The organism is Streptomyces griseus, assembly GCF_900460065.1.
Lineage (GTDB): Bacteria > Actinomycetota > Actinomycetes > Streptomycetales > Streptomycetaceae > Streptomyces > Streptomyces griseus.
This window is the reverse complement of record NZ_UAVD01000057.1, coordinates 106,207-127,094: the sequence shown is the minus strand read 5'-3', so window position 1 is coordinate 127,094 and position 20,888 is coordinate 106,207. Positions and strand designations below refer to the sequence as shown.

19 protein-coding genes and 1 pseudogene are annotated in these 20,888 nt (G+C 69.6%); 8 read left to right on the top strand and 12 right to left on the bottom strand.

The features are described from left to right. Window positions 1-92: 92 nt before the first annotated feature. Both DTB53_RS38150 and DTB53_RS37820 read left to right on the top strand, forming a co-directional pair. The gene (locus DTB53_RS38150) at window positions 93-1,127 is read left to right on the top strand and encodes a mycothiol-dependent nitroreductase Rv2466c family protein (RefSeq protein WP_372455146.1); all 1,035 of its coding nucleotides are present in this window, start codon (window positions 93-95) and stop codon (window positions 1,125-1,127) included. Beyond that, window positions 1,043-1,447 carry a hypothetical protein gene (locus DTB53_RS37820; protein WP_236586268.1) on the top strand — a complete coding sequence of 135 codons (405 nt, stop codon included), beginning with the start codon at window positions 1,043-1,045 and terminating at the stop codon, window positions 1,445-1,447. The genes DTB53_RS38150 and DTB53_RS37820 overlap by 85 nt, the downstream gene beginning before the upstream one ends. 89 nt (window positions 1,448-1,536) lie before the next feature. On the opposite strand, the gene DTB53_RS35875 is transcribed toward DTB53_RS37820, so the two are convergent. Beyond that, window positions 1,537-2,004, bottom strand: coding sequence for an NUDIX hydrolase (locus DTB53_RS35875; protein ID WP_236586272.1), 468 nt, complete (start codon window positions 2,002-2,004; stop codon window positions 1,537-1,539). Between the two features lie 936 nt (window positions 2,005-2,940). Between DTB53_RS35875 and DTB53_RS35870 the strand changes: the two genes are divergently transcribed. Both DTB53_RS35870 and DTB53_RS37815 read left to right on the top strand, forming a co-directional pair. Continuing rightward, the gene (locus DTB53_RS35870) at window positions 2,941-4,215 is read left to right on the top strand and encodes an MFS transporter (protein ID WP_075025243.1); all 1,275 of its coding nucleotides are present in this window, start codon (window positions 2,941-2,943) and stop codon (window positions 4,213-4,215) included. Window positions 4,216-4,226: 11 nt separating this feature from the next. Beyond that, entirely contained in the window at window positions 4,227-5,141 is a 915-nt protein-coding gene (locus DTB53_RS37815; RefSeq protein WP_075025180.1) for an NUDIX hydrolase, read from the top strand. On the opposite strand, the gene DTB53_RS35860 is transcribed toward DTB53_RS37815, so the two are convergent. Further along, entirely contained in the window at window positions 5,078-5,905 is an 828-nt protein-coding gene (locus DTB53_RS35860) for a phosphatidylserine/phosphatidylglycerophosphate/cardiolipin synthase family protein (protein WP_069455935.1), read from the bottom strand. The two genes, DTB53_RS37815 and DTB53_RS35860, sit on opposite strands and share 64 nt — an antisense overlap. A 308-nt stretch (window positions 5,906-6,213) precedes the next feature. Between DTB53_RS35860 and DTB53_RS35855 the strand changes: the two genes are divergently transcribed. The 3 genes from DTB53_RS35855 (at window position 6,214) to DTB53_RS35845 (ending at window position 8,761) form a co-directional block, all read left to right on the top strand. Next, on the top strand, window positions 6,214-6,948 hold the full coding sequence (locus tag DTB53_RS35855) for a hypothetical protein (protein ID WP_107405961.1): 735 nt from the start codon (window positions 6,214-6,216) through the stop codon (window positions 6,946-6,948). Window positions 6,949-7,001: 53 nt separating this feature from the next. Next, window positions 7,002-8,165, top strand: a complete 1,164-nt coding sequence (locus tag DTB53_RS35850; RefSeq protein WP_236586270.1) for an XRE family transcriptional regulator — start codon at window positions 7,002-7,004, stop codon at window positions 8,163-8,165. A 98-nt stretch (window positions 8,166-8,263) separates the two neighbouring features. Then, window positions 8,264-8,761 (top strand): NUDIX hydrolase, encoded by a 498-nt coding sequence (locus DTB53_RS35845; RefSeq protein WP_174924801.1) that lies wholly within the window; start codon window positions 8,264-8,266, stop codon window positions 8,759-8,761. A 160-nt stretch (window positions 8,762-8,921) separates the two neighbouring features. Here DTB53_RS35845 and DTB53_RS35840 read toward each other — a convergent pair whose 3' ends face one another. The 7 genes and pseudogenes from DTB53_RS35840 to DTB53_RS35810 all read right to left on the bottom strand — a co-directional run bounded on the left by DTB53_RS35840 (window position 8,922) and on the right by DTB53_RS35810 (window position 17,806). Next, window positions 8,922-10,205, bottom strand: coding sequence for an MFS transporter (locus tag DTB53_RS35840; RefSeq protein WP_069455845.1), 1,284 nt, complete (start codon window positions 10,203-10,205; stop codon window positions 8,922-8,924). Next, window positions 10,202-10,624, bottom strand: a complete 423-nt coding sequence (locus DTB53_RS35835; protein WP_236586271.1) for a MarR family winged helix-turn-helix transcriptional regulator — start codon at window positions 10,622-10,624, stop codon at window positions 10,202-10,204. Before DTB53_RS35835 ends, DTB53_RS35840 begins: the two co-directional genes overlap by 4 nt. Window positions 10,625-11,391: 767 nt before the next feature. Then, a pseudogene (locus DTB53_RS35830) lies at window positions 11,392-11,897 on the bottom strand (glyceraldehyde 3-phosphate dehydrogenase NAD-binding domain-containing protein); the annotation flags it as partial. 105 nt (window positions 11,898-12,002) lie between these two features. Beyond that, window positions 12,003-12,959 (bottom strand): GlxA family transcriptional regulator, encoded by a 957-nt coding sequence (locus DTB53_RS35825; RefSeq protein ID WP_030704884.1) that lies wholly within the window; start codon window positions 12,957-12,959, stop codon window positions 12,003-12,005. A 237-nt stretch (window positions 12,960-13,196) separates the two neighbouring features. Further along, window positions 13,197-14,141: an aegerolysin family protein gene (locus tag DTB53_RS35820; protein WP_003964517.1), complete on the bottom strand. Its 945-nt coding sequence runs from the start codon at window positions 14,139-14,141 to the stop codon at window positions 13,197-13,199. Window positions 14,142-14,206: 65 nt separating this feature from the next. Further along, window positions 14,207-14,530 carry a hypothetical protein gene (locus DTB53_RS35815; protein ID WP_143053736.1) on the bottom strand — a complete coding sequence of 108 codons (324 nt, stop codon included), beginning with the start codon at window positions 14,528-14,530 and terminating at the stop codon, window positions 14,207-14,209. A 210-nt stretch (window positions 14,531-14,740) separates the two neighbouring features. Beyond that, window positions 14,741-17,806 (bottom strand): helix-turn-helix transcriptional regulator, encoded by a 3,066-nt coding sequence (locus tag DTB53_RS35810; protein WP_141727126.1) that lies wholly within the window; start codon window positions 17,804-17,806, stop codon window positions 14,741-14,743. 521 nt (window positions 17,807-18,327) lie between these two features. Here DTB53_RS35810 and DTB53_RS35805 point away from each other — a divergent pair. Next, window positions 18,328-19,196 (top strand): IS5 family transposase gene (locus tag DTB53_RS35805; RefSeq protein ID WP_086023562.1). Its coding sequence is split into 2 segments (ribosomal slippage): window positions 18,328-18,667 and window positions 18,667-19,196, totalling 870 coding nucleotides; the frame shifts between segments, so codons are not numbered across the junction. Here the strand turns inward: DTB53_RS35805 and DTB53_RS35800 are convergent. From DTB53_RS35800 to DTB53_RS37080, 3 genes are all read right to left on the bottom strand, one after another. After that, window positions 19,144-19,452 (bottom strand): hypothetical protein, encoded by a 309-nt coding sequence (locus tag DTB53_RS35800; protein WP_042497908.1) that lies wholly within the window; start codon window positions 19,450-19,452, stop codon window positions 19,144-19,146. The two genes, DTB53_RS35805 and DTB53_RS35800, sit on opposite strands and share 53 nt — an antisense overlap. Window positions 19,453-19,646: 194 nt before the next feature. Beyond that, a complete protein-coding gene (locus tag DTB53_RS37810; protein WP_012382381.1) occupies window positions 19,647-19,928 on the bottom strand; it encodes a hypothetical protein in 282 nt (93 codons plus the stop codon). Window positions 19,929-20,310: 382 nt separating this feature from the next. After that, window positions 20,311-20,424, bottom strand: coding sequence for a PmrA (locus DTB53_RS37080; RefSeq protein ID WP_075025182.1), 114 nt, complete (start codon window positions 20,422-20,424; stop codon window positions 20,311-20,313). Between the last annotated feature and the right edge of the window lie 464 nt (window positions 20,425-20,888).

Sequence of the window (20,888 nt, the reverse complement as noted above, 5' to 3'; positions counted from 1 at the left end):
ACGCCATCGGACACCGACGCCTGCCGCACGCCCCGACGGGGCGTGCGGCAAGGGCGGAAAATCTCAGCGAAGCGAAGGGGAAGCCCAAGCTGATGGAGTCCGCCCGGGGCTCGGTGCGGGTCTGTGCGGCCGCCGTAGAGCACGCCGGCCGCCTCGTGCTGGGCCCGCTGTACACGGCGATCGGCACGCGGCTGCACAACCAGCGGCGCCGGGAGGACCCGGCCGTCATCACCGAAGCCCTCACCGAGTGCGCCCTGCCCGCTTCGCTGGCCTCGGCCGCCACCAGTACTCAGTTCGACCAGATCATCAAGGACTCGCACCACGAGGCGTCCGACGACGTCGGCCTTGACGTCGGGACGCCCGTCCTGCGGATCGCGGGAACCGCGCTGTTCGGGCCCGTCGTCACCCCCGCCCCCCCCCGGCGGGGGCGCCGCCGGGCAGCTCTGGGACGGGCTCCTCGCCGTCGCCGCTGCGGACGGCTTCTTCGAACTGAAGCGGACCCGCACCCGCAAGACGTCCTTCGACTGAGCCCCCGCGGCGATCACACGCCCTGGAGCCACCTGTGGACGGCACCCGGGGCAGGCGCCCGACCCACGACGATACGAGGAGGACACCTTGACGCAGGACGCGTTGACCGGGTGGGACGACGAGGCCACCGCCGAGGCCTACGCCGCCTTCACCCGCAGCTTCCCGACGTACACGGGCACCAGTCGCGACCTGGCCTCTCGCGCCCGCCTCATCACCAGCCGCACGATCGTCGACCTGTGCGGCGGGACCGGCGCGACCGCCCAGGCCACCCTCGCCCTGGCACCGCGAGACGCACAGGTCATCACCCTCGACAACGCTTGGGCCATGCAGCGCATCGGCCGGCGCACCGTCCACGATCCGCGCCTGACCTGGATCACGGCCCGTGCGGAGGATCTCACCGAGCACACCCCGGCCGGAGGCGTCGACGCCGCGTGTGCAACTCAGCGATCTGGAAGACAGACGTGCCCGCCGTGTTCGCCGCAGTGCACCGCGCTCTGCGGCCCGGCGGCGGTTCGTGTTCAACGTCGGCGGCGGCTTCGCCGGAGTGGAACACCCCGACGCACAGAACCTGCCCGCCCGTCCCTCGCTGGGCTCCCTGATCGAGCAGATCGCCACCCGCGACAACCGCCTGCCGCGCCCTGCCGCCGATACAGCCCCGCGGCTCCCGCTCCCCGCGATCACCCAGCACCTGGCCGGCGCCGGCCTGACCCTGGTGGAAGCGGAGGTGACCGCCCAGCACACCACGATGGCCGAACGCAGAGCTTGGCTGTCCATCCCGGTCTTCGCCCGGCCCAGCGGGCTCCCCTACCACCAGCAGATGGAACTGCTGGAGAAGGCGTACGCCCTGACCCGGCCCGACGACGTGACGGTCACCAGTTGGCTCGTCGTCATCGCCCGGTGCGACGGGGCCCCGGCGTGAACAGCGGCCCACGACGCGGACCCACCGCACATCGGCCGGAACACAGCCGCATCCGTCCCACGGCCGGGCCCGAGATCTCCGGGCCTGCATCAGCCGACGCGGGCGGTCCGGCTCACCGCACGGGCGATGCGCGGGCCGACCAGCCGTTCGGCATCTGCGAGCGGAACCCAGGCAGCACCGGTCACCTCCGCTTCCTGGATCTGCCCCACGTCCGCGCGATCCGTCGTGAACGCGTACCCCAGGTCGAGGTGGAAATGATCCGGCTCGCCCTTCTCGGGGCGCGCCGGGAGACGCCCGTACTCGACGTACGCGGGCACCGGATCCGCCAGGGTCACTCCCGCCGGGTCGAGTCCGGTTTCCTCGGCGAGCTCGCGCACGGCCGCGTCGACCAGCGTGGCGTCGGTCGGCTCGAGATGCCCGCCCGGCTGCAACGTGATCCCGTACGCCCGATGCTCGATCAGCAGGATCTCCCGGCCGCCACGGACCAGGAGCGCGCCCATCGTCACATGCATCGGGAAGCTGCGCCGCGAAGCGAAGCCACTGCCGCCCGCGAGCATCCGCAACGGCGCAGCCAGTGCCTCGGCCTCGTCCGGGTATCGCTCCAGGTACGTGGCCAGGGTCTGCGAGATGACAGCGTCAGTGATCGCCCCGGGCCACCTCCCATACGGCCGCGCGGGTACAGGCAGCGAGCAGGTGCACAGTGAGCTCCAGCAGGTGGTCCTGGCGTACAGAGAAGGTCGCACTCTACAAGCCGGGCGGGGCGGCGCGTCCGTGCTTTCCCGCGAACCCGGAGCATCGGCTCTCACTGCAAGTCCCCATCCCACGGGCCGCGTTGCCTTCCGGGAGCCGCAACTTCCGGGTGCCGCGCATGACCACGCCAAGCGGATGCCGGATCCGTCCGGACAGATGTGCCAGCCCGCCGCCGCCTTCTTCCGGCGGACACCACCGGGCTCTGCCGGCAGAGCCTTCCGCCACCGCCTCCTCTGTCGAATTGTCCCGCGCCGCCCGCAGGGAACGACCAGGCCGCTCTTTCCGGCCAAGATCGCGGCCGGTCCTTCCGGGCGGTGGGCGGGGCCGTGGATCACACACCGCCCGCCGACCCCGGAGAACAGGGGTTCGAGGTTCGGCTGAAAGGCGTGTGCTCGAACGCTGTCCGCTCTCGTTGAACCGGGCAATCCCCAACACCTCCCGAAAGAGACGACGTTGACGCCTACCGGCTCACGCTGCAGGACCATCCCGCGCGGGCAGAAAGCTCGCGATCGCGACGCGATCATCGCCTGCGTGCCCTCGTTCCGGCAGCTCGGCCCGCAGGCCACCCAGTTCCGTGCCCCGTCGCCTTCGGTCCCGGACCGACCGGGCCCGGGCACCGGCGTCACCGGCACGAAGGCGACGGCAGAAGGAACGGTCTCCTCGTGAGCAGAAGGGACAGCACCCGCCCGCGGGCGGAAAGAGCTGAAGGACGGCCCGCGGCGGAAGCCGCTCCGGAGCCAAGTCTGTGGCGGCATGGGGACTTCCGGCGGTACTGGGGCGGTCAGACCGTGACCGTGGCCGGTTTCGGGATCACCACGATCGGTATCTCGGTGATCGCTGTTGTGGACCTCCACGCCTCGACCATGCACGTGGCGCTGATCGCCGTCGCGGGCAAACTGCCCGCGCTGCTGCTGTCCCTCCACGCCGGCGTCATCGCCGACCGCTACCGCAAGCGGCCCATCATCATCACGTGCGATGTCCTGTGCGCGCTCACCTTGAGCAGCATCCCTCTGGCCCAGTCCGTCGGACAGGTCACCCTGGGCCAGCTGTACGCGGTCGCCTTCCTCGTCTCCGCGTTTCAGGTAGTCGGGAGCAACGCCTCGATCAGCTACCTCCCGACGCTGCTGCGCGGGGAGCAGCTCAAGGAGGGCAACGCCAAACTCGGTGCGACGAACTCGCTGGCCGACCTCACCGGGAACAACCTCGGCGGGCTGCTGGTCACCGTGCTGGGCGCCGCCCGGGCAATCGCACTGGACGCTTTCTCCTATCTGGTCTGCGCCGTCTGCCTGCTGACCATCCGCCACCGCGAACCGGAGCCGGCACCCCGCCCCGCGGGCAGCAGTCAGTGGACGGAGATCCGCGAAGGCCTCGACTACACCCTCCAAACGCCCGTGGTCCGGTCCATCGTCCTGTCCAACGCCACCACGTCGTTCGCCCTGGCTGCCAGCTCAGCGCTCTGGTCCCTCTACCTTCTGCGTGAACTGTCCTGGAGCCCCACGGCACTGGGCATCGTCATGGGGACCGGCGGGGTCGGCGGCCTCCTCGGCGCACTGCTGTGGCGAAGATGGGAGCGGCGCTGGGGAGCCGGACCCGTCATGATCACCGCTCTGGCCATCAACCCTCTGGCACAGATCCCGCTGGTCCTCGTTGACCCCGGGACCGCCGGTCAAGCCGTCATCGGTGTCTGTCTACTGATCCAGACCGGGGCGGCCGTAGCCCACGGCGGACTGCAGCGCAGCGTCCGACAAGAGCTGTGCCCCGCCCATCTGCAGGGCCGCGCCCAGGCCACCGGTGCGTGGCTCGCCTTCAGCCTGCGGCCGGTCGCCGCATTCCTCGCTGGGGTGCTCGGCACCCTCGTCGGACTACGGCCCGCTCTCGGCGTGATCACTCTCCTGCTCTGCGCACCGTTCGTAGTCCTGTGGCGCTCCCCCGTGCGTGGCATGCGCCCCTCCACCGTGCCCGCCTTCGGCACAGAGCCAGCGCCCGCCGGAGCCGGATCTTCCTCCTCCACCCCCTAAAAGGTGCCTCCATGCCCCCAGCGCGATCGCACATCCGTGAACTCGTCACCGCCTACCTCGACCGTCACCCCGGTGAGCGCCCCGCCCTGGGACCGTTACTGGAGGCACTCGATGTTCCCTCCGAGATCACGTCCCGGGCGACACTCCCCGGGCACATCACGTGCAGCGCCGTCGTGATCGATCACGCCGGACGGGTCCTGCACGTGCGGCACAACGCCTCCGGAGGGCTGCTGCTCGCTCCGGGCGGCCATGGTGAGCCTGACGACGCGACGCTCATGGCCACCGCCGTGCGTGAGGTTCACGAGGAGACGGGCATCCCCCCGGGGCTGCTCCGCCAGAGTGCCGCGTTCTGCCACGAGCCCGCCGACATCGACATCCACGCCATCGACGCCAACCCCGCCAAGGGCGAACCGGCCCACCTTCACTACGACTTCCGGTTCGTCTTCCGCCTCGTTCCCCCCCGCCGTCGAAACGGCCCTGCAGGACGAGGAGGTCTCCGCGGCCGTCTGGCTGCCGCTCGACCAGGTCACCTCCCCCACGCTGCGGGAGAGGCTCCTCGGCGCGGACCTGAGCGCCGCCCCGGAGCCGGTCAACGCCTCCGTGATCATCCACGACGGGGCTGGCTTGTGCACGCTCGGTCAATGACCAGCCGAGCACGTGCCCGTCATCCGGATGATGGCCGGAGCGGTGCGCCACTACTGGTTGAACGCGCCGGGCAGCTGCGGACAAGGCCCAGACTCTGTGGTTCACCGGCGGCGGGGCCAACGACCACGCCTTGGGCCCCGACTAGCGCGACTAATGGACGGCGCACGGCCTCAGGCGGTCAATCGCCTGGCGTCGCGCTGCGGGTTGAGGTCACCGTTCAGGCGTCGGGGTCGCCAAACCCATATTCCGCGGCATACTCGGCGAAGGCCTGGTCGTCGTAGTCCACAGGCAGCAGCTCGGGCCGGAACAGGTCACTGTCCGGGTCGAGCGCTTCGGAGTGCGCCATCAGCTGGACCACGAACGTCTGGGCGGCTTTCAGGGCCTGCGGGTCGTCGAGCCACATACCGAATTCCAGGCTGCTCCTGGAGCGGTGGGTGGCATTCGCGCTGCCCACCCACAGCCGCTCCGGGCGGAAGCCGATCACATCAGCGACGCCGCCTAGGGCGTCCTCGTCGTGCCACCACATCTCGCCGAGCAACATGATCTTTGTGTGGAGGAAGGGCACCATGTCGCCCTTTGGCTGACGGCGGAACCCGATGGTCCGCAGCGGTGGGATCACCAGGTCAGGCATCGACGAGCCTGGTCCCACCACCCTGGCGCGGTCGTTCTCCAGCCAGTCCAGGCCGGTCAACTCGGCGAAGGCACTGGCCAACATTCCATTGTCGCCGTCGGCAAGCGCCTTGATCTTGCCCAGCTTCTCCAGGTCGCGCTTGCTGCGCCCCTGCTTGGAGACGACCACACAGGTGTGGGAGAACCGCGCGAGGCAGGCAGCCAGCTCCGGGTCGTCGAGCCAAAGGAACGCGCCCAGCGCCACTGGTCCCATGCTCCGGAACCCTGGCGTGCGTCGCTTCTCCTCCAGGAAGCCCTCTATCCCGTCCACCAGCCCCTTCAGCACGTTCCTGCCGAAGTAGCCGTGGTGTCCATCCTGCAGGACGAACTCCTGGTCGAACGCTGCGGGAAACTCCGGCCCGGCTTCCTTCATCATTTTCCCCTCCCTAAGTGGTCCGGGTACTCAACCACGGGGCATGGCCGGCAGGTCGGACCACCCGCCCCGCAGGGCCTTGGCCAGGACCTCCTCCCAGTCGCCCCTGCTCTTGGGGCAGCCCCCCCGACACTCACGTGCGCGACCGCCCCGCCTGCGTCGATGCAGCGGATCAGATCTGCCCGATGACCGGGCCGACACACTTCAAGATTCTTTACGCAAGCGCATGCGCAAGCTGGACGAGATCAACTAAAGTGCCTACAACGCGAATCCGCTTCGCTGTGAAGCGCCGAACCAGAAGGGTCAGCTACATGGATGTGCCCGTTTCCGGCTGGGCAAGCACGCTGTTCAACGGTGAAGAGGAGTCTCTCCAAGGGCGAGCTCTCCAGGTGCGAAATGGACTCGGGCAGGCGCTCGTCGACATGCAGGAGAACGCGCGCTCCTCGCAGGAGGATGCCGAGGTGTCGTCCACCCAGGTCCACGGCGTCGCGCGGTACCGCGGGGCGTTCGAGCGGGTCAGCTCGGAACTGAAGACCATCGAGGGGGCCGAACTGGTGAAGCCGAACGGCTTCCAGTTCGACCTGGTGCGCATCGGCAACGGGCTGATCTACCCCTTCTGCTTTTCTAAGCAGAACAGCAACGTCAAAAACGCCAAGATTCAGAATGTTTGGTCCGTAATCCGGGAGTTGTTCGCCTTCGCCCCGCCTTCGGAGCAGGCAGATCTTTTCGGGAACTACGCGTTCGATCCGAGCGCAGTCGAACTGAGGCCGAGGCTGGCCGCTCTTCCTGACGACACCCGGCTGGTTCTGGTTCCATTCGCTTGTAACGCCGCCGGGCTCCTCAAGCCCTACTGGGGTGTTGCGGCGCTCGCGGACGAGAGCGGCACGCTCGAATGGACCGTTGATCCGGAGCCGCTGCCACTGGCTGACAGCCCGACGCCTAAGCTCACCATCCCGAAGCAGGTCGCGAGCCACCCCGGCTTCGACCAGGGCGAAGAGCCCATCGTCCCGCTGGCGCCCCGTGAGGAGCCGAAGATCGGAAGCTAGACGATGCTTCGGTCAGCGCGGTCGTCCCTCTCTACCCAGGGCAAGCGAGAACCATGAAAACTGATCATCCAGTTCTTCCCGGACTGGAGCGCGGTGGAGTCCCTCCTCGGGCAGTGGCTTCAGCGTTCGATCCCATCCGGCTTACTCAAGCCAGGCGCCTAGCCGGGCTGACAAAGAAGGACATCGCTGAAGAGCTAGGTGTGAGTCCTGCGGCGGTAGGCCAATACGAGACGGGCGTGTCCCGTCCGAGGCCGGACTTGATGCCGCAACTGGCGAAGGTGCTCGACGTTCCTGTGGAGTTCTTCCTTGCCGGTCGCCCTGGTCAGCAGATCGATGCATCGATGGCCCATTTCCGGAGTCTGCGAAGCACCCCTAAAGCCCAGCGGGAGCGGGCTCTGGCTTTCACCGAGCAGGTGTGGGAGCTGACTCATGCCTTGGAGCGCAGAGTGCAGCTGCCGCGCGTGAGCCTGCCAGGGTTCTTCGGCGGTGAAGTACATCCCGGTGAGGCACTCCCAGCGGAGCCGAAAGCTGCCGCTCAGGAGCTGCGGCGTCAGTGGGGCCTTGGTGACGGCCCCGTGGCTCATCTGGTCCGACGCATGGAAGCGCACGGCATTGTCGTGGTCCTGCCTGCGGGAGCTAATGCAGCCGCCACCACCGTTGATGCGTTTTCCTCGCGCTCCGCACGGCCTCTGGTCGTGCTCACGCGCAACCGTGCCAACGATGTTTACCGGCACCGGTTCACCGCTGCGCACGAGCTGGGGCACTTGGTCCTGCACAGTGACTCCACTGGTGACAGTCGGCAGGAGCGTGAGGCTGATGCCTTCGCCGCGGAGTTCCTCACCCCTCAGGCGAGCATCGCGCCGTTGCTTCCACGGCGAATGGACCTCGGGCATCTCGCCAGTCTGCGGCGGACGTGGGGCGTTTCCGTGCAGTCGCTGGTCTACCGGTGCCGGGAGCTGGGCCTGATCTCTGATGCCACGGCGAGCAGGACCTATCAGAAGCTCCGGACCCTGGATGGCCAGCCGGGATTCTCTGCGGAACCTGTGTCCGGCTTCCCAGGCGAACAACCAATTTTGCTCTCCCAAGCGTTCGAGCTCGCGGAACGGGAAACGGGTCTGGTGGTTCGGGAGCTGGCACAGGAGCTGGCGTGGACGCCAGCGCATGTGAGGGAGCTGCTGGGCATGCCGGACAGCCGACCGGTGCTGAGGCTGGTCTAAGACCTTGTGGACCCCTTCCTTCCCTGCTGCAAGGGGTCCACAAGGGCCGCTATCTGCTGCATCTGCGCGACCAGCGGGAGGGGATCTGGGAGCCCGGCGTGTTCGCTCTCCTCGGCGGCGGCCGGGTCCCCGGCGACGCCTCCCTGGAGGCGTCCCTGCTGCGAGAGCTCGGCGAGGAAGTACCAGGGGTGGAGCTCACCGGTCTGGAGCCGTACGCCGTGGAGGAGTCCACGAGCGTCGACGGGCTGCGCGTTCCCGTCCAGATGTTCACCGCCGTGTGGGAGGGCCACCCGGACACCGCGGGGCTGCGAGAAGGCGTCCTGCTGCACTGGTGCACCCTGGAGATGCTCGACCGGCTGCCCCAGTCCCCCGGCCTCGGAGACCTGGTCCGCCGGCATGTCGCCCAGCACTCCCCGGCCTTCACCCCGCCCAAGGTGTCCGGTCCGATGGCCGACCGGTCCCCGGCAGGGACCGAGCTCCACGTCGTAGGGGTCCACCTCTACCTCCAGGACGCCGACGGCCGGGTCCTTCTCGGTCTGCGTCACCCCGACTCCGCATACGCCGGGAACATCTGGCACGCCCTGGCCGTTCATTAGGCAAGTCGCCTGTCGGAATTGAGTCTGTCGGGAGGCGATGACGGCCAAGGGCCACTAGCTAGATCCGGGTCCCGCTGTCGAGGAAAAACGTCAGCAAGGGGTCGTCAGAGCCTGCGCTGCTGGCGCCCCCCCCCCCCTTGCCATGCGCGACATCAGCCTTCTATCCAGCTGCTGCTTTGGCGGCCTCAGGGGCAGTCGGCTTCTCGGTAGGAGCCGGTGTGCGGTAGGCGCGCAGGGGGCCGTTGGTCGCGGCCACGGCGGCGATTGCCAGGATGGCAGACAGTCCGCCGAAGACGAGCGAGAAGGATGCTGAGGTCGCCGAGGCCAATAGGCCGCCGCGAAAGTTGCCGAGTTCGGGGCCCGCGACACCGATGACGTGTTCTACCGAAGAGACCCGCCCCCGGTACGCGTCTGGGGTCTCCAACTGGACCAGGGCACCTCGGGTAATGACGGACACGGTGTCGGCAGCGCCCGCAACGGCCAGGCACGCGAGCGCCAGCCACAACGGCCCCGCCAGACCGAAAAAGGCCAGCGCCAAGCCCCAGACAGCGGCTGCGGACAGCTGGACTAGGCCGCCACAGCTCCAACGCGTGACCGTGCCGGAGAGTAGTCCGGCCGTGATTCCCCCGACCGCGACGGCCGAGAGGAACAGGCCGAGGGTCTGCGGGTTTCCGCCGAAGCGGATCTCGTTGACCAGCGGGAAGATCGCGATCGGCATGGCGAGCAGCGTTGCGGACAGGTCGGTGGCCATCGAGCCCCACAACGTCGGGCGGCGCAGGATCCGCCAACCGCCCCGCTCCGGACGGCGCTTGCCACCGGCCGCTGCGGCGCCATCGGGCGGCATGGCGGGCAGGCGGATCAGCGAAAGTGCCGCGATGGTCATGGTCACGGCCTGGGCAGCATATGCGACAGGAAAATCCCAGCGGGCGATGATCAGCCCGGCCAGCGCGGGTCCGGCCAGCATCGCCGCCTGGAAAGACACGTTCATCAGCGCAAGGCCAGCCGCGACCTGGTCGCTCGGCAACAGCCGGACGGGGAAGGTGCGCCGCGCGGGAGCGCCGAGAGCGCTGCAGCTCGTCCCCACGGCGACCAGGGCGAGCAGCAGGATCACGCTGCGGTTACCCGCCACGGCTTGGGCACACAGCCCTGCGGCAGCCAGCAGACTGCCCACAGTGGTAACCCGCACCACCGTGCGACGGTCGAAGGTGTCGGCCAATGTGCCGCCGAGCAGCCCGAACAGCACCATCGGCAACCCGGTGGCGAGCCCGATGGCACCGGTGCCCACCGGGCTGCCGGTCAGATTCCAGACCTGGGCCAGCACCGCCACGGTGGCTATCTGGCCGCCGAGTTGAGAGGCGGAGGTACCGATCCACAGGGCACGAAACGGCCGACTGCCGCGCAGTGGACGGGTGTCGAGGAAGCGGATGCCGCCACGCCCGCTCATCGCGGCGGCTCGACAAGGTGATCAAGGATCCGCTGGCGCATCGACCGGTGGCCCAGCGCCCGCCGCACTTCCTCGACGACGGTGGTCATCGCGTACGGGATCACGCTATCCAGCTCGGCGACCGTGTCGTGGGTAGCGCGCCACTCCGCCTCGAGGAACGGCACCAGTGACCGTCCGCGCTCGGTCAGGTCGATCCGCCGGGTGCGAGCGTCAGGCCCCGGCTCGGAGGTGACCAGACCCTCCTTACGCATGGCGGCGACGGTCTGGCTGATCGCGGAGTGCGAGCGGCACAGGGACTTTGCCAGCTCGCGAATGGTCAGCGGTCCGGTGTGGGCGAGTCGGATCAGCGGATAGGCGAACCGAGGCCGCACCCCCTCGATTCCGCGCTCGACGTAGACCCGCTCGATCTCGGCGTCCATGGCTGCCAGCAGCTCGTGCAGGGAATGCCAGGGGTCGGGTACCGCTGTGGGATCTGAAGATGTCACAGCGCTAATATAACAGCGCTCCAATAAATGACTAACTGATCGTTTCAGAATGCCGTCCTGCGGAGACGCTGGCGGCCCATGGAACAATCCCTTCAGTCACGGGCTCAGGGGGATGACGCCGTATGGAACGGGTTGGGGCTGCGCGGGACCTCGTACCGGGCTCCAGCACCGGCTCCGCGCCCTGGACGTGGGGAGCGCCTGGAGATCCCAGGAGCTGGGCGTCGAAGAGCATCAGGATGTCGTGGTCCTCGAAGAGGTCGGCTTTCTGAGGAACTTCTGACGCATGACGGGCTCTTCCCGGTCAGAGGACGCGGGCGGGGTTCCGTCCGCAGGGCTCATGGTGGGCATCCGGTCTTCTGGACGGCAGGAGCCGTTCCGGACGATTACTTGGTTGGCGCAGCACCTACGCCCGCGCGGTCCCGCTTCGGCACCGGTAGGGCCGCTTCAGCATGCGAGCTGCCGAACCGGGTTCGGGCAGCGGATAGTCAGCCAGCCCGCCATCGACTGGCCGGCGGTCCGTGCGACTCCGAAGGGCTGCCACTCCGCCCTCGCCCGCCTGACCGCTGTTCAGCAGCACTCCCCGGAGGCCGAGAAGGGAGTCCAGGGGAAGCAGTCGGCACGCTCGGCCCCCTTGGCCACCCGCCTCGACCTGCGCGGCCGCTTCTCCGTCGCCTGGTCCGGCGACGCCCGCGCGTACGAGGGCCGGGGCAACCGTCTAGGGCCGCGGCCAGCGGCGCGCGCGCGTTGGTCGTGCACGAGGCGTTCGAGACGATCGTGTGCGCGGCCGGGTCGTACGCGGCGGTGTTGACCCCGAACGCGAGTGTGACATCGGCGCCGTCCGCCGGCGCGCTGATGAGCACCCTCCTCGCGCCCGCGTCGAGGTGGGCGCGGGCGGCCGTGGCCGAGGTGAAGCGGCCGGTCGCCCCAGCACGATATCGACGCCGAGGTCGGCCCACGGCAGCCGCGCCGGTTCGCGCTCGGCGAGCACGGTGATGCGACGGCCGTCGACGACGAGGGCGTCCCCGTCGACGGTCACCGGACGGCCGAGCCGGCCCGCCGTCGTGTAGTAGGCGAGCAGCCGCGCGAGGGTGGCGGACTCCGTGAGGTCGTTGACGGCGACGACCGCGAGGTCGCTGCCGCGTTCGAGCAGCGCGCGCAGCACGTTGCGGCCGATGCGGCCGAATCCGTTGATGGCGATACGAGTCATGAGTGGTGTCCCTTCGGGTTCCCCCCTCAGGTTCGCGCGCGGCGTCCGCCGGTGACAGCGGCGTGATCGCCACGGTCCGAAAGGGTCGCACCACCTGGTGGCGGGCTACTGCCCCTGAGTGAAGGTGCGCCGGTACTCGCTCGACGTGGTGCCGAGGATGCGCTGGAAGTGCAGCCGCAGATTCGCACCGGTGCCCAGGCCGACATCGGCGGCGATCTGCTCGACGCCCCGCTGTGAACGTTCGAGGTGTTCGCGGGCCAGGTCGATGCGGGCGCGCATGACCCACTGCATCGGCGTGTACCCCGTGTCCTCGGCGAAGCGCCGTGAGAACGTACGCGGCGAGACCGCCGCATGCCGGGCGAGCGCTTCAAGGGTGAGGGGCTCGCCGAGCCGGTGCAGCGCCCACTCGCGGGTGGCGGCGAACCGCTCCCCCAGTGGCTCGGGCACACCGCGCGGCACGTACTGTGCCTGGCCGCCACTGCGGTAGGGGGCCGCGACCAGGCGCCGGGCCGCGTGGTGGGACGCGGCCACCCCGAGGTCACCGCGGAGAATGTGCAGGCACAGGTCGATGCCCGAGGCGGCGCCGGCCGACGTCAGCACACCGCCCTCGTCGACGAACAGAACGTTCTCGTCGACCTGGACCAGCGGATGCTTCGCCGCGAGTGCCCGCGTGTAGTGCCAGTGCGTCGTGGCACGTTTGCCGTCGAGCAGGCCCGTGGTGGCGAGCGCGAAGGCACCCGTCGAGATCGCGGCGAGCTGCGCGCCCCGATCGTGGGCGGCGATCAGCGCGTCGACGACGGCGTGCGGCGGGTCGTCACGGTCCGGAGACCGGTAGCCCGGGATGAAGACGATGTCGGCCCACGCGAGCACGTCGAGGCCGTGGGCGACGTGGTAGGACAGGCCGTCGCCGCCGGCCACCAGACCGGGCGCCGCGCCGCACACCCGTACTTCGTACGGCATGCTCGTGCGGGTCGTGAACACCTGCGCAGGAATACTGACATCGACAGGCTTCGCACCTTCGAGCACGAGGACGGCGACGTGACGCAGGGGTGAGGTCGGCACGGGGAAGTGGGTACGCGCAGGTGCGGGCCGGCACCAGGATGTGCCGGCCCGTGGCCTGGTACGCGCGGTCGGCCCGGGTGTTGCCTTCCCGGACGCCTGCCGGCGGTCGCGCCGTCGGCTGCCTGTTCGGCTGTCGGTGCCGACGATCCGGCAGGCGCCCACATGTCGAGGTGACGCCGGGCCCTTCAGGTGCGAAGGGCGTTCACCTTGTCGGGGCGATGGAGACGGGCAGGACCGTCAGGACAGGGTGAAGGAGACGGTGGCGTTGTCGCCCGAGCCACCGCTGTAGCTGCAGGTGCGGTTGGCGGGGGCGATGCACTCGTACTTGTTGCTGCCCGCGTAGGGGTTGTTCCACTTCACGGTCACGTGTCCGCCGGTGGAGACGACGTACGTCACCGAGCCCTGGGTTCCGGTCATGAAGCCGTCGGACTCGCTCTGCCAGGAACTCCTGTTACCCGGGTTGATGTTGACCGCGGGCAACTGGTTGTCGCTCCAGATGCCCCAGGACAGACGGGCGTCGGTCCGCGAGAGCAGGGCTCCGCTGTTGTTGTTGAGGGTCACGTGGGTACTGCGTGCCGCCTGGGCCGAGACGGTACCGTCCTCGACGGGCGCACCCGGCGCGCCGGTGGTGGCCGCCGCACGCAGCCCCGCGTAGGCGATCGTGAAGTGGACGTTCGCGTTGTTGCCCGAACCCCCGCTCCTCGAACAGTAGTAGCCGCTCGGCGTCGTACAGCTGTAGCTGTTGGAGCCGACGAAGGGGTTGTTCCAGCGGATCTCGACCTGTCCGCCGGGGACGGCGAAGTTGGTCTCTCCCTCGGTTCCGGTCGCGAGTCCACAGGATTCGCTGCCGAAGGCGGTGGAGCGGCCAGCCGGGATGTTGTCGGGCGGCAGTTCGTCATTGGTCCAGCACCCGTGGGAGAGCTTGCTCCAGACCCGCTGCATGCCCTGGCCCGTCGAGTTGGTCACCGTGATCCGCGTGCTGCGCTGGGCCAGCGTGGACACGGGCGACTCGGCGCCGGTCCCGGAGAACGCCCCGGCGGTGGAGGACGCGGAAGCGGGAGTGGTGGCGGCGACCGCATGCGTGGCGGGGGCGAGGGCCAGGGCGCTGCCCAGCAGCGCGGCCGTGGTGAGTATGGACCGGATGGTGGTCCGGGATGAACGGGAGGTGGGCTTCAGGAACATCGGTGCGTCCAGCTTTCGTGAGGGAGAAGACGGTGCGTCAGGGCCGGTGGGGCGCGATGCGCCGGTCACCAGTACCAGAGCTCGAACAGCCTCTTGCCGTTGTCCCAGATGACTTCGATGACGAACTGGGCCGCGCTGCCGCTGAGGATGTACAGGGCCCCAGCGGCATCAGCAGCCGCTTGGTCCGGGTAGATGCCGCCGTAGTGCCTGAAATCTGCCGCTTTCTGCGCCGCATTGGTGGACTCGCCGCTGGAACCGGCAGCGGCGCTGGCGGGCACCGCGAGAGACATCGTGGCGACGGCCGCCACCACGACGAGGCCCGCCGCACGGGCGGCAGTCCGTAAGGGCGACGACGAGGACGAGGACGAGGAAGACGAAGTTGCTGGCATGGGTGTGCTTTCTTCCTGTTCGTAGGGGCTGCCCTGCCGATTCCTGGACCGGCTGGGCAACTCCTACGGTGCGGTGTACACGGACTCCCCCACCATCGTGGAAATCCACGAACACACTGCCGCGCCGCGGCGCAGACCGAACGGCAGTGGCCTCCTTCCGGCACCGGCGACGTCCGTACCCGGCAGGATCGGCGGGATCGGCAGGCGACGTCAGCCGTGGTGGGAATCTGTGTCGAGGAGGCCCGTGGTCCCCTTCAACCTGCCCACGAGCTGGGTGCGGCGGGACACCCCGAGCTTGCGGTAGGCATGGGTGAGGTGGGTCTCGACCGTGCGGCGGGCCAGGTGGAGCGCGTCGCCTATCTGGGCGTTCGTCTGCCCCTGCGCGGCGAGGCGGACGATGCGCCGCTCCGCGGGGGAGAGCGCCTCCCCCGCGGAGGCGGCGGGGCGGGTCACGCGGGCAGCACCCGCCCGCAGCGCCTTCTCGGTCAGACGGACCAACCGCCCGGCACCGGCCCGGCTCTCGTGTCCCCCGCCCCCCTGATCCGCGCTGGCCTGCCGGTGTTGCGCACCCGCTCCGTGGACCTGCCGCGCATGCCCCTCCGTACGCCCGCCAGGTACCAGCAACCGTACGGCCAGTGCGTGCGCCTCCCTGAGATCGGCCCTGCCCTTGCGGCCGTAGCCCGCATCGATCCGGGCCCGCCCGAGGTCCGTCAGCGACTCGATCAGTTCCACCGGCGCGGGTGCGGTGCGCAGCAGCGCCACCGACTCGCTGAGCGCTTCCAGGCCCCGCCTGCCGCCCAGCGCGGCCGCGTGCGCCCGTAGCGCACGTCCCACGGTCCGTGGTGTGCCCCAGGCCCTGGCGTGGCCCAGGTCTTCCTCCGCGAGTTCACGGGCCTGCGCGGGGCGGCCGAGCCCCACCAGGGCGTGGGCCGCGCCCGAACGCCACGGAGTGGCCACCGGGCTCACGAAGTCACGGGCCCGCTGGCCCGTCCCGCACGCCAGGAAGGCGTCGAGTGCGGCCTGCCAGTCGCCTTCGTCCAGGTGCAGGAGGCCCCGTGCGTACCGCAGTTCGTTCCACTCCCAGGAACTGTCCGTGTGCTCCGCGCGGGGAACGGCCAGCAGCCGCCAGGCCGCGCTGTGCCACCCCAGTTCGAACCGGGCGAGCGCCACCATGGACACGATGTGGGGCATCGGGAGGCCCTGGGCCGTGCGCGCCTTCAGGAGCGGGTCGTTCTCGGCGAGCACCCGCCGGAAGTCGCCCGTCATCAGCGCGGCTTCCGCACGTACGCTGACCAGGCACTGCAGCCCCGCGTCCGAGAGGTCGGGGAACGCGGGTGGTGGGGGCAGCCAGGCATCGGCGAGGGCCAGCGCGTCCTGCGTCCGGTCCGCCCACTGGAGCAGGGTGGCCGCACTGCCCAGCCAGCCGGTACGGATCTGCGGGTGGACCTGGGCGGATAGCCGCGGCAGGATGTACCGGACGGCCTCGGCCGATGACAGCCGGCCCGCCCCGGCGTCGTACTCCATGACCAGGGCGCGCACCAATGGCTCGATCGCGGTGGGGACGCAGGACACGAGTTCCCGCATCCGGGCCACTGCGTCCCGCCAGGCGACGGCGTCGTGCGCTGCGATGAGGGCCGAGACCGACTGCAGGACGCGCGCGAGTTCCGTACTGTCCACGTCCATGCTCTCGCGGTGCAGCACCTGAACGGCCAGGCCGGTGCGTCCCTGCGCCGCGAGTGCCTGGCCGAGCGCGGGTGCGACGGCCGCGCGGGCGGCCGCGTCCGTATGGAGTTCCAGTGCTGCTCGTAACTGGCGGACACCGGAGTCGGAACAGTGCAGCAGTTCCAGCGCGCCCAGCCGCAGGCTGAGTGTGGCGCGGTGGGCGGGGGTGAGGGGGCCGTGGAGCGCGCGCCGCAGGAGATGGGCGGCGGGCCTCGGCCGTCCGGCGTCGCGCAGGGCGTCGGCCGCGTCCTCCAGACACTGGCTCATCCACACCTCGGCGGGCCGGTCCAGGTGGAGCAGGTGCGCGGCCACCGCCGTGGCGGGTGCACCCTGTTCGTGGAGCAGCCGGGCGAACCTGAGGTGCAGGTCGGCGAGGTCGGCCGGGTCGCTCGCGGCGAGGACCGCTTCGCCTGTGAGCGGATCGGCGAACAGGCGGGCGAGACCGGCCAGGTAGGCGGAGCCTGGCGCAGGGACGCGTACCCCCGGGTAGATCGCCGCTACCTGGGAGAGCAGACCGGGGCCGGACGGTGCGGTGTACGAGGTCGGGCGGACCGTACCTGGTGAGGCGGAGCCGTCGTCGGCACCAGCGGGACCGGTGATGTGGGCGGTGTCGCGAACTCCTACAAACCCGGCACCACCGACGGCTCCGACGGCTCCGACGGCTCCGACGGCTCCGACGGCTCCGACGGCGAGAGTGAGACAGAGCCTGCGTGCGACCAGGTCCATTCGTTCCGTGACCCAGCGTGCGATTGTCTCGCGATATCGGTGCAGGTGGACGACGGAGGGAATCGGCCTTGGTGGCCGGATGGGTCCTGTCGGGTGCTCACGCAGTCCGGCAGGTTCGGTACCCCCGCACAGAGTGGACGGGTCGGACAGCTTGGCGAGGTCGGCGAAGTCGGCGAGCAAGGCGCGCACCAGGGTCGGGTTGCCCGCCCCCGCCCGCACGCAGAGCGCCGTTGCCGCGTCCCCGGCCCCGCACCCGGCCTCGTACCCCGCCCGGCGGGCGAGCCGGGCGACGGCCGAGTCACTGAGCGGGCGCAGGAGAACGGAGGTCCCGTGGGCCTCGGGCAGTGCCAGGGCGGGCCTGGTGAGGCACTCGGTCGACAAGAGCAGTACGGGAAGCCCCGCTGGCCGGCGGGCGAGGTAGCCGAGCCAGCGGCGGGACACTTCGTCGGCGTCGTGCAGGTCGTCGACCGCCAGCAGCAGGGGCTGGCGTCGTGCGATCCGTTCGAGGCGGGCCCCCAGCCGGTGGAAGGTGTGCTGCTCGTCCGCGGGCGGTTGTTCCGTGAAGGGGACGTCCTGCCCGGCATCCGGCAGGAGCCGACGGACCAGGGAGAACGGGTACGTGGACTCCGCGGACGTGCAGTGGACCACTCGGGCCGCCATGGCCCCGTCCGCGGTCTCGCGCCGGACGGTCTCCTCCAGCAGCGTGGTACGGCCCATCCCCGGCATCGCGCGCAGCGTCAGCCAGCGTGCGTGACCTGATCTCACCGCCGCTGCGGCACCTGCCGCCACCGCGAACACCTCGTCGTGCTCGGGCATCGGATCGGTCATCCAGCCCACCCCCAGCCTCGTCCGCGGCGCCGCCCAGTACGAGCCGCTGATGTCTCGATCATGAATGGCGAGTGGAACGATTCAAGGACACCTCTCGGCCATGCCCGGTGGTGTGCGGCCAGTTCGGCCGGTCGTGTCCTGATCCACGTCCCTGCGAAGGACGCGTCACGGTGGGGCGGGACCGAAAAAGGCGTTGACGGGCAGGGGAGATGAGCCCCGCGTACGCGGAAACCCGCGGCGTGGCGGCCCTCACCCCGCTGTGCAAGGAATGCCCAGAACTGTCGGGTCCGGAGACGGCCCGCGGAGGCATGGTCCTGATCGTTTCCCTGACGCGCACGCCGACTCACGGGACCCCGGGCGGGAAGCGAAGGGGGGTGTGCGCAGGGCCGGGTCACGGTCGTATCCCTACGGGACCTGCACCGAGCTGCCCCCGCGCGGGCGGGGGCCGACTAACTGATCGTTTCAGAATGAGTTGAGCTGCGGGTCTTGCGCTTGCCGATCTTGGTCGGCAGGGTGTCCAGGTGCGTGCTGATCTTGTTCCTGACGACCTGTGGGAGCGGGTGGCCCCGCTGCTGCCGCCACCTCCCGAACGGCGCCGCCGGCATCCCGGGCGGCTTCGCGTTCCGGACCGGGCGGCTCTCGCGGGCATCATGTACGTCCTGCGGACCGGCGTCGCCTGGCGGGATGTCCCGGCGGAGACGGTGGGCTGCTCCGGTGTGACGGCCTGGCGCCGGCTGCGGGACTGGACCGAGGCCGGTGTCTGGCCCCGCCTGCACGCCGCCCTGCTGACCGAACTGCGCCGCGCCGACTTGCTGGACCTGGATGACTGCTCCGTGGACGGATCACATGTCCGGGCCCTCAAAGGGGGGATCACGTCGGCCCCTCGCCCGTCGACCGCGCCCGCCCCGGTTCCAAGCACCACCTGATCGTCGACCGGCACGGAACCCCGCTCGCCGTCACCCTCACCGGCGGCAACCGGCACGACGTCACCCAGCTCCTGCCGCTGCTCGACGCCGTCCCGCCGATCCGGGGCAGGCGGGGACGTCCACGCCGCAAGCCCCGGCGCCTGTATGCCGACCGGGGCTACGACTTCGACAAGTACCGCCGCCTGCTGTGGAAACGCGGCATCAAACCCCTGATCGCCCGACGCGGCGTCGCCCACGGCTCCGGACTGGGCAAGGTGCGGTGGGTCGTCGAGCGCACCTTCGCCTGGCTGCACCAGTTCAAACGACTCCGCACCCGCTACGAACGACGCGCCGACCTCCACCAGGGACTGCTCGACCTGGCCTGCAGCCTCATATGCCTACGCCGACTCCCACGGACGGCCAATCGCTCAGTCAGTAGCGGAGGCGAGCTTCAGCCCCATAGATACGCACCATGCAGTCCTTGAAGAGCTGCAACGGAGTCTGCTGACCGTCAACCGGAGCCAGTGTGAGCCCCAAATCCTGCAACGGCTTGGCCAGGGCGACGAACCTGAGCCCATCCGGGTCCGGACCCCTGTAGGTCGCCAATGCCTCAAACAACGGCCTCACGCTCTCCCAGCCAGGTCCCGGGGTGAAGCGCGCCAGGAAGAACGGCTGATCACAGCCGTACTCACTGAGCTCACCGACCAGGATGTCTCCCTGCAAGAGCTGCCACCGCGTCATCTGGTGTCCCCGTCCCCCACCACCCAGTCGAATTCGCATCATCGCAGCGCATAACTCTCTGGCCAAGCGCTTCATTCTGAAACGATCAGTTAGGAGTTCCAAGCCTGAGCACTCCCTCGCTTTCGCCGGGATCGCAGGCACGCTCATCTGCTAGCCGTTGCCTCACGCCGTGACGCACTTACCGATCGCCCAGATCAGCGCCACTGTGGGGGGATGTTCTGTATCTGTCTCATCAGGTCCCAACCCTGGCGCTTATGCTCGCGCTCCGCCGACGGGCTGCTCCACGGGGCGCCTTGTCCCACCCAGTATCCGCGGTAGTTACGCAGGCCCATGACGCTGGCGTCCCCGACATCGGGCTCGTTGTCGCAGCAGGGACAGATGGCTGCCTCATTCGGCCAGCCACCCTCCCAGAACACCTCACCCTCAAAACCACAGACCCGGCAGACAGTCTCCGTTTCGTCTTCTGCGTTCGCCACGTCCGCAGTCTAACGATCACCGCTGCTCTCCTATGTGGCCGGTCTCGCGCTCACCGGCATCTGCTGCGCAGGAGGCTCGGGGGTCGTATCGACGACGGCGGCCTGGGCCGCGCCTACGTGAAGCTGCTGTGCGCCGCGTGCCCGGCTGCTGGGCTGGGCTGGGCCGCAGCGCGTGCCCGTGCTGGCCTGGGAGATGGAACGTGGCCTACTGCTGTCGCCCTGGCTGCCGGAGCGCTCGCGACAGCCCTGGCATATCTTCTTCTTGCGCGACTACTGAAAGTCAACGAGTTCCGTCGCCTGCCCGGGATGCGATGAGTCCAGGCAAACGATGGATGGTGGCAGACAAGAACGCCAGCACCAGCACCAGCCGCCACCTTGGGTGTCACGTCCGGCGACGCGCGGCGGGATCGCGCTCGGCTACATGCCGGGCGACCGTGTCGACGCCGGGGCGGGCGTACCGCTCCAGGGAGCGGACGGAGATTGAGGCCCAGTTCACCGCCCTGCGCTACTTCGCTCCGGACGGCACCGACCATGCCAGTGGCAACAGGCTGCGGATTGGCACGTGGACCAATGACCATCGCCGGCAGCGCGGGGCAGGGAAGCTGTGCTGGTGGCTGAGCAAGTAGGCGTCCGCGAGTTCGATGACGACCAGTCCGCTCTGGTGAGGCACCGCTCGACCGCCGCGGTGTCAGGGGCACCGCCCGGGCGCGGCTTCGGGCTGCAGCCCTCGTTCTCGCGGACGCGGCGCCGCAACAGGGCGTCAAGAGCCGCCCGACCTCGTCTCCGGGGTACCGGCGGGCCTCACCATTCGGCCCCGCCGCGGCTTCAAGCCATCGCGGCGGCTGTACGTGGCGTGGCCGTATTCCTCCTCGCTCCCTCTGTGAGGAAACGCTGACCGCCCGGGGCGTGCGCACCGACGAGCTGTTCGTCCTGCTGGTCGCCACCCACCACCCACCTGTC